This window comes from Enterococcus sp. CR-Ec1, from assembly GCF_002850555.1.
In the GTDB taxonomy this organism is placed as follows: Bacteria; Bacillota; Bacilli; order Lactobacillales; family Enterococcaceae; genus Enterococcus_D; species Enterococcus_D entomosocium.
Genome location: NZ_CP025223.1, coordinates 265,977 through 279,279, shown reverse-complemented (window position 1 = coordinate 279,279; position 13,303 = coordinate 265,977). Strand labels below are relative to the sequence as shown.

At 43.3% G+C, this 13,303-nt stretch carries 15 protein-coding genes; 6 read left to right on the top strand and 9 right to left on the bottom strand.

Going from position 1 to position 13,303, the window contains the following annotated elements:
- Positions 1–5: 5 nt before the first annotated feature.
- The 5 genes from CXM95_RS01330 to thiD all read right to left on the bottom strand — a co-directional run bounded on the left by CXM95_RS01330 (position 6) and on the right by thiD (position 3,083).
- Entirely contained in the window at positions 6–299 is a 294-nt protein-coding gene (locus CXM95_RS01330) for a 50S ribosomal protein L23 (protein WP_005226911.1), read from the bottom strand.
- Positions 299–922 (bottom strand): 50S ribosomal protein L4, encoded by a 624-nt coding sequence (gene rplD, locus CXM95_RS01325; protein WP_005226910.1) that lies wholly within the window; start codon positions 920–922, stop codon positions 299–301. Before rplD ends, CXM95_RS01330 begins: the two co-directional genes overlap by 1 nt.
- 29 nt (positions 923–951) lie before the next feature.
- Positions 952–1,581: a 50S ribosomal protein L3 gene (gene rplC / locus CXM95_RS01320; RefSeq protein WP_003127967.1), complete on the bottom strand. Its 630-nt coding sequence runs from the start codon at positions 1,579–1,581 to the stop codon at positions 952–954.
- A 22-nt stretch (positions 1,582–1,603) separates the two neighbouring features.
- Positions 1,604–1,912, bottom strand: a complete 309-nt coding sequence (rpsJ, locus tag CXM95_RS01315) for a 30S ribosomal protein S10 (RefSeq protein WP_003127966.1) — start codon at positions 1,910–1,912, stop codon at positions 1,604–1,606.
- 340 nt (positions 1,913–2,252) lie between these two features.
- Complete coding sequence (gene thiD, locus CXM95_RS01310) at positions 2,253–3,083, bottom strand: bifunctional hydroxymethylpyrimidine kinase/phosphomethylpyrimidine kinase (RefSeq protein ID WP_086372535.1); 831 nt, start codon at positions 3,081–3,083, stop codon at positions 2,253–2,255.
- A 107-nt stretch (positions 3,084–3,190) separates the two neighbouring features.
- Between thiD and CXM95_RS01305 the strand changes: the two genes are divergently transcribed.
- Positions 3,191–4,636, top strand: a complete 1,446-nt coding sequence (locus tag CXM95_RS01305; protein WP_016611501.1) for an aminotransferase-like domain-containing protein — start codon at positions 3,191–3,193, stop codon at positions 4,634–4,636.
- Complete coding sequence (locus CXM95_RS01300) at positions 4,620–5,345, top strand: nitroreductase family protein (RefSeq protein WP_086298989.1); 726 nt, start codon at positions 4,620–4,622, stop codon at positions 5,343–5,345. The genes CXM95_RS01305 and CXM95_RS01300 overlap by 17 nt, the downstream gene beginning before the upstream one ends.
- A 133-nt stretch (positions 5,346–5,478) precedes the next feature.
- Here CXM95_RS01300 and tuf read toward each other — a convergent pair whose 3' ends face one another.
- From tuf to rpsL, 4 genes are all read right to left on the bottom strand, one after another.
- Entirely contained in the window at positions 5,479–6,666 is a 1,188-nt protein-coding gene (gene tuf / locus CXM95_RS01295; RefSeq protein WP_005226902.1) for an elongation factor Tu, read from the bottom strand.
- Between the two features lie 148 nt (positions 6,667–6,814).
- Positions 6,815–8,899, bottom strand: a complete 2,085-nt coding sequence (gene fusA / locus CXM95_RS01290) for an elongation factor G (RefSeq protein WP_005226900.1) — start codon at positions 8,897–8,899, stop codon at positions 6,815–6,817.
- Between the two features lie 80 nt (positions 8,900–8,979).
- Positions 8,980–9,450: a 30S ribosomal protein S7 gene (rpsG, locus tag CXM95_RS01285; protein WP_003127957.1), complete on the bottom strand. Its 471-nt coding sequence runs from the start codon at positions 9,448–9,450 to the stop codon at positions 8,980–8,982.
- Positions 9,451–9,520: 70 nt separating this feature from the next.
- The gene (gene rpsL, locus CXM95_RS01280; RefSeq protein ID WP_003127956.1) at positions 9,521–9,934 is read right to left on the bottom strand and encodes a 30S ribosomal protein S12; all 414 of its coding nucleotides are present in this window, start codon (positions 9,932–9,934) and stop codon (positions 9,521–9,523) included.
- A gap of 304 nt (positions 9,935–10,238) precedes the next feature.
- Between rpsL and rpiA the strand changes: the two genes are divergently transcribed.
- The 4 genes from rpiA to CXM95_RS01260 all read left to right on the top strand — a co-directional run bounded on the left by rpiA (position 10,239) and on the right by CXM95_RS01260 (position 13,276).
- The gene (rpiA, locus tag CXM95_RS01275) at positions 10,239–10,913 is read left to right on the top strand and encodes a ribose-5-phosphate isomerase RpiA (RefSeq protein ID WP_005226875.1); all 675 of its coding nucleotides are present in this window, start codon (positions 10,239–10,241) and stop codon (positions 10,911–10,913) included.
- Positions 10,914–11,064: 151 nt separating this feature from the next.
- The gene (locus tag CXM95_RS01270) at positions 11,065–11,646 is read left to right on the top strand and encodes a recombinase family protein (RefSeq protein WP_005226873.1); all 582 of its coding nucleotides are present in this window, start codon (positions 11,065–11,067) and stop codon (positions 11,644–11,646) included.
- 194 nt (positions 11,647–11,840) lie between these two features.
- Entirely contained in the window at positions 11,841–12,527 is a 687-nt protein-coding gene (gene gpmA, locus CXM95_RS01265) for a 2,3-diphosphoglycerate-dependent phosphoglycerate mutase (protein WP_005226871.1), read from the top strand.
- A 101-nt stretch (positions 12,528–12,628) separates the two neighbouring features.
- Positions 12,629–13,276 carry an SGNH/GDSL hydrolase family protein gene (locus CXM95_RS01260; RefSeq protein WP_005232551.1) on the top strand — a complete coding sequence of 216 codons (648 nt, stop codon included), beginning with the start codon at positions 12,629–12,631 and terminating at the stop codon, positions 13,274–13,276.
- Positions 13,277–13,303 lie beyond the last annotated feature (27 nt).

Genomic DNA, 13,303 nt, shown 5'->3' with positions numbered 1-13,303 from the left:
GTTGCTTATTCAGCAGCTTCGAAAATTTGGATTTCTTTAGAATCTTCAGTTAAAGTCACAACAGCTTTGCGACGTTTTTTTGTATATCCTGCATATTTACCCATGCGTTTGAATTTAGGACGAACGTTGATGATGTTCACGTTTGCCACTTTCACTCCGTCAAAGGCAGCTTCTACAGCTTGTTTTACTAAAGTTTTGTTAGCTTTTGTGTCCACTTCAAAAGTGTATTTCTTGTCATCCATGGCAAGCATTGATTTTTCAGTGATCACTGGGCGTTTAATAACGTCTAGTAAGTTCATTATGCAAGCACCTCCTCGATCTGAGTAAGAGCAGTTTGTGTCACTAACATTTTGTCGTTAGAAACGATGTCTAGCACACTAATGTTATCAGCAGTAACTACAGAAACTTTTGGCAAGTTGCGCGCAGATAAAGCGGCAAAGTCGTTTTCAGATTCTAAAACTACCAATACTTTAGAGTCAATTGTCAAGTTAGCTAAAACTTGTTTGAATTCTTTTGTTTTTGGAGCATCAAAGCTTAATCCTTCTACTGCTACCAAGTTATTTGAAGCAACTTTTTCTGACAATACAGATTTCATTGCTAAGCGACGAACTTTTTTAGGAAGTTTGTAGCTGTATGAACGTGGTGTTGGTCCGAAGACTACGCCACCTCCACGCCATTGTGGTGAACGGATTGAACCTTGACGGGCACGTCCAGTTCCTTTTTGGCGCCATGGTTTACGGCCACCGCCACGAACGGCACTGCGGTTTTTCACAGCGTGTGTTCCTTGTCTTAATGAAGCGCGTTGCATGATGATTGCATCATAGACAACTGATTCATTTGGTTCGATTCCGAAGATTTCTTCGTTCAATGTAATTTCGCCATTTTGGCTTCCATCTTGTTTGAATAATGCTACATTCGGCATTCCTTAGTTCCTCCTTTCTTCCTATCTACTTATTTAGCTTTCACAGCTGATTTGATTGTAATCAATGATTTTTTCGCGCCAGGTACATTACCTTTGATCAAGATAACGTTGCGTTCTGCGTCTACGCGTACGATTTCCAAGTTTTGGATCGTGATGCGATTTCCGCCCATACGTCCAGCAAGACGTTTGTTTTTAAATACACGGTTAGGTGCAACTGGACCCATTGATCCAGGACGACGGTGGTAACGAGAACCGTGAGCCATTGGTCCGCGGCTTTGTCCGTGACGTTTGATAACGCCTTGGAATCCTTTACCTTTCGAAGTGCCGGTTACATCGATGATGTCTCCTGCTTCAAAAATATCAACTTTGATTTCTGATCCTACTTCTAAGCCCTCTAGCTCTACATTCTTGAATTCGCGAATGAAGCGCTTAGGAGCCGTGTTTGCTTTTGCAACATGACCTTTCGCAGGTTTGTTAGACAAAACTTCACGCATATCTTGGTAGCCGACTTGAATTGCTTCGTAGCCGTCATTTTCGATTGTTTTCACTTGTAGCACTACGTTTGGTGTAGCTTCTACTACAGTTACTGGAATCAATTCGCCAGATTCAGTGAAGATTTGAGTCATTCCCACTTTTTTCCCTAAGATTCCTTTGGTCATGATTACACCTCCATCTTAATTATTATAGTTTGATTTCGATATTAACACCGCTTGGCAAGTCTAGCTTCATTAAAGCATCAACAGTTTTTGGTGTTGGATTCACAATGTCGATTAGACGTTTGTGTGTACGCATTTCGAATTGTTCGCGTGAATCTTTGTATTTGTGCGTCGCACGGATGATCGTGTACAAGCTGCGTTCAGTTGGTAATGGAATTGGACCAGATACGCCAGCTCCAGTTCTCTTTGCAGTTTCTACGATTTTATCCGCTGATTGATCTAAAATACGATGTTCATACGCTTTTAAACGGATACGAATTTTTTGTTTTGCCATTGTTTTCCCTCCTTCGCCTATTTTGAAAAGTAGACATAGCTCCACGAAAATTTTCCGTCACGCTCGTCCATGGCAAAGCGTCCGGGCGTGTCGCAACCTCTCGTTTCGTAGCCGGCAGAAAATTTCTTTGCTGCCAGTGTGACTTACGTATTTACGTAAACAGCACCTTTATGATTATATTACGGATAAACATTGATTGCAAGCTTTTTTTATGGAAAAACCGGGATTCTTTTGCATTTCTTTCAGAAAATTTTCTTTTGTTTTCGAAACACAAAAAAAGAAGCGTTGCCCGCTTCTTTTAAGCGCTTCTTCAATTCCTATTTATATAGAAGCAAACCTGCTATTGCGGCGCTTCCTCATTCATACGTCCTTGGGCGTGGGTATAGGCACCATGCCACACATGGCCCACATAGGGATTGATGACCACGCCTTCTTTGATTGCTGCTGTGACAAAGGCTTTTGCTAAGCGAATACTTTCCACGACGGGTTTGCCTTTTGCAAGACCAGCAGCGATCGCTGCTGAAAAGGTGCAGCCTGCTCCGTGATTAAAATCGGTAGCGATTTTGTCACTTTCCAACAGGAGGAAGGATTCTCCATCATAAACAAGGTCGATGGCTTTTGCTCCTGGCAAGCGATGACCGCCTTTGATCACGACGTATTTAGCACCTAATTGATGGATTTTTTCAGCAGCTTGCTTCATGGCTTCCACACTCGTCAAATCACCCAAACCTGAAAGAATCCCCGCTTCTACTAAATTAGGGGTGACAACATCTGCTAAAGGCAACAAATGCGTGATGATGGCATCGACACTTTTTGGCTGTAAGATTTCTGCGGTCCCTTTGCAAGCAATGACGGGATCGATCACCACATTTTTGACTTGCTGTTGTTGAATCATCTTCGCTGCTTGCACAATATTGTCTTCATTGCCTAACATCCCCGTTTTAAGGGCATCCATCGGATCACCTGCAAAGGCGGAGATCAATTGCTTTTCAACAAGCGCTGGTTCCATTGCTGTTACTTCATGGCTCCAACCCGCTTGTGGATCCATCGTGACGATCGAAGCAATCGTGGCAAAACCAAAGACACCATACTCCTGAAACGTTTTTAAATCTGCTTCGATACCGGCACCTCCGGTTGAATCAGACCCGGCAATTGATATTACTTTTTCCATCTTCCTCATCTCCTTGTGCTTTTTGCTAAGTATAGTCAATCTTCCCCTTGACGAAAAGAACCATTTGGCTTATTTTTAAACCATCCAATTGAAAAAGGTGGTGCAGGATGGCTTCATCAAGTATCGACAAACAAAAGAAACAACCGATTTACCAGCAGATCGTGACCCATTTTATCGAAGAGATCCAAGCGGGAACCTATGGGCCTGGGGATCGTTTACCACCAGAGCGCAGCCTTGCTCAGACTTTTGACGTCAACCGTTCCACCGTCGTCAAAGCGTTAGATGAATTGAAAAGCTTAGGATGGATCGAACGAAAACAAGGCAGCGGCTCTCGCGTATTGGAAGGTCGTTGGGGGAACCGACAAACACCGCTTTCTTATTTGCGCTCGTCTTTAAGCAGCCCTTACTTGCAGCAAGACCCTTACGTTCAACAGATTCAGCACTTGCGCACCGAGAAGGATGTGCTGGATCTGTACACAGGTGATCTACCTACCGATCTGATTCCCGACTTCACGTTTCCCGCCTTTACATGGGAAGAGATCCGCAAAGAAAGCACCAAAGTATTACCGACTGGTTATGAGCCTTTGCAAGAAATCTTATTGCAGCACCTTGCTGATTCCTTCAATTTGCCCATCAGCGGTCAAAAACTAGTAATTACTGCCGGTTCGACGCAAGGAATCACCTTGCTGATGCAAGTCTTATTGCATGCGGGGGATTGTATTGCGACAGAGGACCCTTCTTTCTTGTTCTCTCTCCCCTTGTTTTCCACGATGAATGTCCAGCTGATTGGGATCAAGCAGGATAGTGAAGGGATGCGGCCTGCGGCATTGGAAAAAGTGTTGAAGGAAAAGAAGATCAAATTCGTCTATCTGAATCCCACCTTCCAAAACCCAACTGGCCACACCATGAGCGAGCATCGGCGCCAAGCGATCATCCGCCTTTGCCAGACCTACCAAGTACCGATCATAGAAGACGATGTTTTTAGCGAGTTGGCTTTTGATGAAGTACCGCCCAAGCTAAAATCCATGGCTCCCGAAACCGTCATTTATTTAGGCTCGCTTTCAAAATTACTTGGGTCATCAATCAAAATCGGCTGGCTTTTGGTGCCAGAAGCGTTAGCCGACCAATTTGCCCAAGCGAAAAAACGGATGGCGATCGATACCACGATTTTCCCGCAAGTCCTTGCCAACATCGCCTTACGCTCCTCTGATTACCACCAGCAGCAGCGGACACTGCTTACAGAAATGGCCCAGCGCCAGCAAGACCTACTCCAACTCTTGCAGGCATTTCAGGAGGACTGGCAATGGCAGCCGACGAAAGGCGGTCTTTACCTGTGGTTGACTTGGCGTCACCGCACATTGACTCGCAAAGATTGGTCGCTCTTTTTGGCGAACGATTGCTTAGTAGCACCTGCGTTTCTTTTCAGTAACGATACGAATGGCTTGCGTTTGAACTATACCCGCTTAGCCAAAGATGATTTACCACGATTTCAAGAACGATTCACAAAAATCACCCAACAGTTAAAGGAGCAAACCTATGAACGAAACCATTGAGCTTTTGCACAATCATCGCACTTACCGACAATTTGACCCTGACTACCGCTTGAGCCAAGAACAAGTAACCGCGATTTTGACTGCCGCTCGTCAAGCACCAAGCTGGATGAATGGGCAAGCCTATTCGATCCTGGTGATCGACGACCCGCAGATCCGCCAACAAATGGTCGAATGGAATCCCGGCAATCCTCATATCGCAGCAAGTTCGCTCTTTCTGCTGTTTCTCGCAGATTTAAACCGAACCAAAAAAGTTGCTGAGAAAAAACAGACCCCCTATCCAATCGATGAGGGCTATCAGCCATTATTGATCGCCACCACTGATGCCAGCATTGCTTTACAATCTGGTGCGATCGCTGCTGAATCGCTGGGCTTAGGTACCGTCATTTCCGGCAGTGTCCGCAAAGACAGCGCCAAAATCGCTGAATTGTTGCACTTACCGGAATATGTCTACCCTGTGGCTGGCTTGAGCATCGGTAAACCAATCGTAGAAATGAAGGTCAAGCCTCGCTTGCCAGAAGAAGCGGTCATTCATTACAACCATTATCACGACTATTCTTATGAGGCGATCGAAGCCTACGATCAAACAATGACTGATTTTGGAGAAGCTCGCGAGACCAAACCATGGTCAGAAAAATTTGCTGGGTTTTACAGCAATCGCCCTGACCAAGGATTTGACGCCTTCTTGAAGAAGCAAAAACTAATAAAATAAAAAGCACCGCTCTCTTTAGCTTCGATGAACCGCAGTGGATTCGTCAACGCTAGAGATGGCGGCTCTTTTTTGGTTCTACGAGTCAAAAAAAAAGAGCAAAAGCGCGTACGCTTTTGCTCTTCGATCAATCAAATTAAGCTTGGATTGAAGTTACAACGCCTGAACCAACAGTACGTCCGCCTTCACGAATTGAGAAACGAGTTCCGTCTTCGATAGCGATTGGGTGGATCAATTCAACGTCGATTGTTACGTTATCACCAGGCATAACCATTTCAGTTCCTTCTGGTAATTCAACAACACCAGTTACGTCAGTTGTACGGAAGTAGAACTGAGGACGGTAGTTAGTGAAGAATGGAGTGTGACGTCCACCTTCTTCTTTTGTTAAAACGTAAACTTCAGCTTTAAATTTTGTATGAGGTGTGATTGTACCAGCTTTAGCTAATACTTGTCCACGTTGGATGTCTTCACGAGCAACCCCACGTAGCAATGCACCAATGTTATCCCCTGCTTCAGCATAGTCTAACAATTTACGGAACATTTCAACACCAGTTACAGTTGTTTTAGCAGTTTCTTCAGCAATACCAACGATTTCAACTTCGTCACCAACGCGAACTTGTCCACGTTCAACACGGCCTGTAGCAACAGTACCACGTCCAGTGATTGAGAATACGTCTTCGACTGGCATCATGAATGGTTTGTCAGTGTCACGTTCTGGAGTTGGAACGTATTCGTCAACTGCAGCCATTAATTCCATGATTTTTTCTTCGTATGAAGCATCGCCTTCAAGAGCTTTCAAAGCAGAACCAGCGATTACAGGAACATCGTCGCCTGGGAAGTCATATTCTGACAATAAGTCACGAACTTCCATTTCAACTAATTCTAGTAATTCTTCGTCATCAACCATATCCATTTTGTTTAAGAAAACAACGATGTATGGTACACCAACGTTACGTGATAACAAGATGTGTTCACGTGTTTGAGGCATAGGACCATCAGCAGCAGATACTACTAAGATCGCGCCGTCCATTTGAGCAGCACCAGTGATCATGTTTTTAACGTAGTCCGCGTGTCCTGGGCAGTCAACGTGAGCATAGTGACGTGCTTCAGTTTCGTACTCAACGTGAGCAGTTGAGATAGTGATTCCGCGTTCGCGTTCTTCTGGAGCGCCATCGATTTGGTCGTAAGCTGAAGCTTGAGCCAAACCTTTTTTAGATAATACAGTTGTGATAGCAGCTGTAAGTGTAGTTTTACCATGGTCAACGTGTCCGATCGTACCAATGTTTACGTGGGGTTTAGAACGGTCAAATTTTTCTTTTGCCATTTTAAAATGTTCCTCCTAAAAATGCAGTTTATTTTTTATATTTGATAGGTAGGGAGCCGCAGCTCCCCATCCCTTATCATCGATAATATTGTACACGAAACTCAGAAAAAAATATAGCTTTTTACTTAATTTCCTATACTTCCATCAATTATTCAGCTTTGCCGCCGTTTTTCTTGATGATTTCTTCTTGAACAGATTTAGGTACATCTTCATAGTGATCAAATGTCATCATGAACGTACCGCGACCTTGTGTTGATGAACGAAGTGTTGTTGCGTAACCGAACATTTCAGCTAATGGCACGATTGCGTTCACGATTTGTGAGTTACCGTGTGCTTCCATTCCTTCTACGCGTCCACGACGAGCAGTTACGTGACCCATAACATCACCTAAGTAATCTTCTGGTACAGTGATAACTACTTTCATCATTGGTTCAAGAATTACTGGGTTTGCTTTCTTCGCTGCAGCACGTAAAGCCATAGAAGCTGCAACACGGAAGGCAGTTTCACTTGAATCGACATCATGGTATGAACCATCATAAAGTTTTGCTTTGATGTCTACTAATGGGTAACCGGCTAAGACACCGTTCGCCATTGAGTCTTCAAGTCCTTTTTCAACTGCTGGGATGTATTCACGAGGAACCACACCACCGACAATCGCGTTTTCGAATTCGAAGCCTTTACCTTCTTCGTTTGGTGTAAATTCGACCCATACGTGACCGTATTGACCTTTACCACCAGACTGACGTACAAATTTACCTTCCGCTTGTGTTGCTGCACGGAATGTTTCACGATAAGAAACTTGAGGCGCACCTACGTTTGCTTCAACTTTAAATTCGCGACGCATACGGTCAACTAAGACGTCCAAGTGAAGTTCTCCCATACCAGCGATAACAGTTTCGCCTGTTTCAGCGTTTGTTTCCACACGGAATGATGGATCTTCTTCAGCAAGTTTTTGTAAAGCAACCCCCATTTTATCTTGGTCAGCTTTTGATTTAGGCTCAACAGCGACTTCGATAACTGGTTCTGGGAATTCGATTGATTCAAGGATTACTGGTGATTTTTCATCACATAGTGTATCCCCAGTTGTTGTGTCTTTCAAACCAACAGCAGCGGCGATATCGCCTGAGTATACTGTTTGGATTTCAGCACGTGTGTTGGCGTGCATTTGTAGGATACGACCGATACGTTCGCGTTTGCCTTTTGAAGCATTCAATACGTATGATCCAGAGTTCAAGATACCTGAATACACACGGAAGAATGTCAAACGACCTACGAATGGGTCAGTCATTACTTTAAACGCTAATGAAGCAAATGGTGCTTCATCGTCAGCCGGACGATCAGTTTCTTCGTCTGTTTTAGGATTGATCCCTTTAATCGCAGGAACATCAAGTGGTGAAGGCAAGTAGTCGATGACTGCATCCAACATCAATTGAACCCCTTTGTTTTTAAAGGCAGATCCACAAAGAACAGGGAAAAAGTCAACAGTCAATGTTGCTTGACGAATACCAGCTTTCAATTCTTCTTCAGTGATTTCTTCACCTTCCAAGAATTTCATCATTAGTTCTTCATCAGTATCAGCAACAGCTTCGATTAATTTTTCGCGCCATTCTTCAGCTAATTCTACATATTCTTCAGGAATTTCAGTCTCTTGGATTTCAGTTCCTAAGTCATTTGTGTAGATTTCAGCTTTCATTTTTACTAAGTCGATAATACCAGTAAAGTCATCTTCCGCACCAATTGGTAATTGGATTGGGTGAGCATTTGCTTGTAAACGATCATGTAAAGTTGATACAGAGTATAAGAAGTCTGCACCAATTTTGTCCATTTTGTTACAGAATACAACACGTGGTACGCGGTAATCTGTCGCTTGACGCCAAACTGTTTCTGTTTGAGGTTCTACACCTGATTGTGAGTCCAACACAGTTACAGCACCATCAAGTACACGCAATGAACGTTGCACTTCGATTGTGAAGTCCACGTGTCCTGGTGTGTCGATGATATTTACGCGGTTTTCTTTCCATTGCGCAGTTGTCGCAGCAGAAGTGATTGTGATCCCACGTTCTTGTTCTTGTTCCATCCAGTCCATTTGAGAAGCACCTTCATGTGTTTCACCAATTTTATGGATTTTACCTGTGTAATAAAGGATACGTTCAGTTGTCGTTGTTTTACCAGCGTCAACGTGGGCCATGATCCCGATATTACGAGTTTTTTCTAGCGAAAATTCTCTTGCCATTCTAGGTTGTTCCCCTCTCATTCTTACTTAACTTAAGCTAAGGTTGTCTCAGTACCTTCCAATAAAAAGCAGTGAGGATCTTACCAACGATAGTGAGCAAATGCGCGGTTGGCTTCCGCCATTTTGTGTGTGTCTTCGCGTTTTTTCACAGAAGCACCAGTGTTGTTTGCTGCATCCATGATTTCTTTTGCAAGACGTTCTTCCATTGTGTGTTCGCCACGCAAACGAGCGTAGTTTACCACCCAACGAAGACCTAGAGTTGTACGACGTTCAGGACGTACTTCTACTGGTACTTGGTAGTTAGAACCACCGACACGGCGAGCTTTAACTTCCAATACAGGCATAATGTTTTTCATTGCTTGTTCGAAAACTTCCAATGGATCATTTCCTGTAGATTCTTTGATAATGCCAAAAGCATTGTAGATAATATTTGCAGCAACACCGCGTTTACCATCAACCATTACACGGTTGATCAAACGAGTTACTAATTTTGAGTTATAAATAGGATCTGGTAAAACATCACGTTTTGCAACAGGACCTTTACGAGGCATCCGTAACTCCTCCTTCCGAGATATCAGTTCTGATTTAAATAAGATTCATTTGATCTGTTTGTCTTAAAGATTAAGCTTTAGGACGTTTTGTACCATATTTAGAACGAGATTGTTTACGATCGTTAACACCGGCAGTATCCAATGCACCACGAACGATATGGTAACGTACCCCTGGTAAGTCTTTTACACGTCCACCACGTAACAAGACCACGCTGTGTTCTTGTAAGTTGTGTCCGATACCTGGAATATAAGCTGTCACTTCAATCAAGTTTGACAAACGAACACGCGCATATTTACGTAGAGCTGAGTTCGGTTTTTTCGGTGTCATAGTTCCCACACGAGTAGCTACCCCACGCTTTTGAGGTGAGTTAACATTCGTTTGAGCTTTCTTGAAACTGTTATATCCTTTGTTCAATGCTGGTGAATTTGATTTTTCAACCTTGGATTTACGAGGTTTACGTACTAATTGATTAATTGTAGGCATCCCTAGTTGTCCTCCTTCCTTGATTCGCTTTATAGTCCCACACATCCAGGTGGTTCTTTTTTTGCGATAAAAAATAATGCATTCTCTGCATTCATATCAACTATGCTTTGATAGACAGTCAGCACGTCTCCAACGAGAGACCTGTAGATAAAGCACCTTTGATAGAATATCATGCTTATTCTTACCTGTCAAGTATCCTCCCAAGCTTTTTTCAAAAGAAATCTGTTACGAAAAAATCCGCAAATTTTGCGCTTCTTCCTATATAATAGAGACAAAGCATTTATTTAAAAAAGGCGGGAAGAAAATGAACCTAAAAGAAATGGTCGGCATTGAAGCGGCTAGTTATGTAAAAGATGGCATGGTCGTTGGCTTGGGCACTGGCTCAACAGCCTACTACATGATTGAAGAACTGGGTCGACGTGTAAAAGAAGAAGGTCTATCGATCACTGGTGTCCCAACTTCTTGGGCATCGAAAAAACAAGCAGAAGGATTAGGTATCCCGATTCGCACCATCGATGAAGTGGACGCTGTGGATCTAACGATCGACGGTGCAGATGAGATCAGCAAGGATTATCATGGCATCAAAGGCGGCGGTGCAGCCCTTTTATTCGAAAAAATCGTGGCGTCTAACTCCAAAAAAGTTTTGTGGATCGTTGATGAATCGAAAATGGTCGAAACACTTGGTGCCTTCCCGTTGCCAGTGGAAGTGATCCCTTATGGCAGCCAACAGCTGTTGCGTCTGTTCGAGAAGAAAAACTACCATCCAAAACTGCGTCTGAATGAAGAAGGCGAACCGTTAAAAACCGATTGCAGCAATTACATCATCGATCTTCATCTAGAAACGATCACCGCTCCTACTGAGTTGGCACAGGAATTAGATGCTACAGTGGGCGTGGTTGAACACGGTCTGTTTTTGGATATGGTTCATACGATCATTGTCGGATTGCCTGAAGGACCGAGTACCAAGCACGTTAGATAAAGGAAACAAAAAAGGAGAAGCAAAAATGCTTCTCTTTTTTTCGTTATTTTTCTTCAATCGACTTAATTTTTATTATTTTTTGTGCAAATTACCCTATCATTTAAGAAATAATTATGATACATTCAATAAAAAGGGAAAGGTAGGAGGGTTTATGAAAATCATAGGCTATGCTCGTTCAACGATCACCGACAACTCAACAAGTGAACAATTAAACAAGCTCGAAGAATTTGGGTGTCATGAATTTTTCCATGAGACATTTAGCGTGGAAGAAAGTGAAGAAAATCATTCATTGGAGTCAGTGGTGGCACAAATGCAGCCCGGCGACACCTTAGTCGTTACGGAACTGCATCGTTTAGGGAAAACGACCAGACAGCTGACCGATCTCACTGATCTATTAAAACAGCGAGAGCTTCATCTGGTTTCACTGGCAGAACAAATCGATACCCGCGGTCCGATGGGACAGGTTTACTTCAATTTAATGGAAGGACTTGCGATCATGGAACGCTCACTCATCAAAGAGCGCACGCTGGTCGGCTTAAATAAAGCCCGCAAAAAAGGCAAAATTGGCGGTCGTCCAAAAATCGATCCAAAAACGATTAAAAAAATCCGTCAATTGTACTACGAAAAAAAAGAAACGATTCAATATATTTCTGAAAAATGCGGTGTTTCTGTAGGTACATGCTATAAATACATAAAATTATCCGAAGAAGAATGGAACAAGTTACGTTCATAGTTGTCGACTCCCCCTAGAACAGCATGAAACAAAAGCGGTCCTCTTTTTAATGATCCCCTTTTGTTTTTCCTTAAGAATGGCGTTTTCCCCCAGCTTTTCCTCCAAAACCATGGAAATTCTTTGAGAAAGAGTGTACAATAAATACGGAATTGAAAATTTCAGAAAAATATCGAATATCTAAAGGAGAGTTTTACATGCCAAAATTAGTATTTTCTCGTCATGGACTAAGCGAATGGAACAAATTAAACCAGTTTACCGGTTGGGCTGATGTTGATCTAGCGCCAGAAGGTGTCGAAGAAGCAATCGAAGGCGGACGTAAAATCAAAGAAGCAGGCATCGAATTTGACGTTGCTTACACATCTGTTTTAACTCGTGCCATCAAAACTTGTAATTACATTTTAGAATATTCTGATCAACTTTGGGTACCAACGATCAAATCATGGCGCTTAAACGAACGTCATTACGGTAAATTACAAGGTTTAAATAAAAAAGAAACTGCTGAAAAATACGGTGACGAACAAGTACACATCTGGCGTCGTTCTTACGATGTTTTACCTCCATTGATGGAAGCTTCAGATGAAGGTTCTGCTGCAAACGACCGTCGTTATGCAATGCTTGACCCTCGCGACGTACCTGGTGGAGAAAACTTAAAAGTTACTTTAGAACGTGCATTGCCTTTCTGGCAAGATGAAATCGCCCCAGCATTAAAAGACGACAAAACTGTCTTAGTTGCGGCTCACGGAAACTCTCTACGTGCATTAGCAAAACATATCGAAGGTATTTCTGACGAAGATATCATGGATCTTGAGATCCCAACTGGTCAACCACTTGTTTATGAATTGAACGATGATTTGACTGTTGCGAAAAAATACTACTTATAAGCCTCGCTTATCGCTGCCCTTTTTAACCAAAGGGCAGTTTTTTTATTGGCATTTTCTCCCCCCTCTTTTATAATTGAGGGCATACTCGAAAGGAGCTTATTATGAAACTAGTCAAAAATGATACCGTTTTATTTTTAGGTGACAGCATCACAGATTGCGATCGTGATCGCCAAGACCCCCACGATTTAGGACATGGGTTTGCCCGTCTCGTTGCCGATCAGCTGGCAGAGAAATTCCCCACTGCGGGCTTTACCTTTTATAACCGCGGGATCGGCGGCAATAAAGCTGCCGATGTCTTAGCCCGTCTCCAAGAAGATTGCCTCCAATTAGCGCCTGACGTCTTGGTCTTTATGATTGGGATCAACGACACGTGGCACAATGCCGGTGGTCCCGATTTTGGTTCAGAAGCTGCGGCAACGTCCTTTGAGGCAACCTACCGTCAAATTCTGGAACAAGTGACCCAACAGGGGATCACGCGTATTTTCTTGCTGGAACCTTTTGTATTGCCATATCCTGAAGATCGCCAAACCTGGCGGATCGATCTTGATCCGAAAATCCAAATCGTTCGTCGCTTAGCTGCCGCCTTTCATTGTCAACTGCTGCCGCTGGATGGCTTGTTTGCCGAAGCATCCGTCGCTAGCTCCCCACAGGCACTGACAGGCGATGACGGTGTGCACCCTACTCCTGCAGGACACGCCTTGATTGCGAATCAGCTAATGGCCCGTTTGGCTTTTTCTTCTGAAGGGTAAATAAACAGACCGCTCCGCGACAACCAA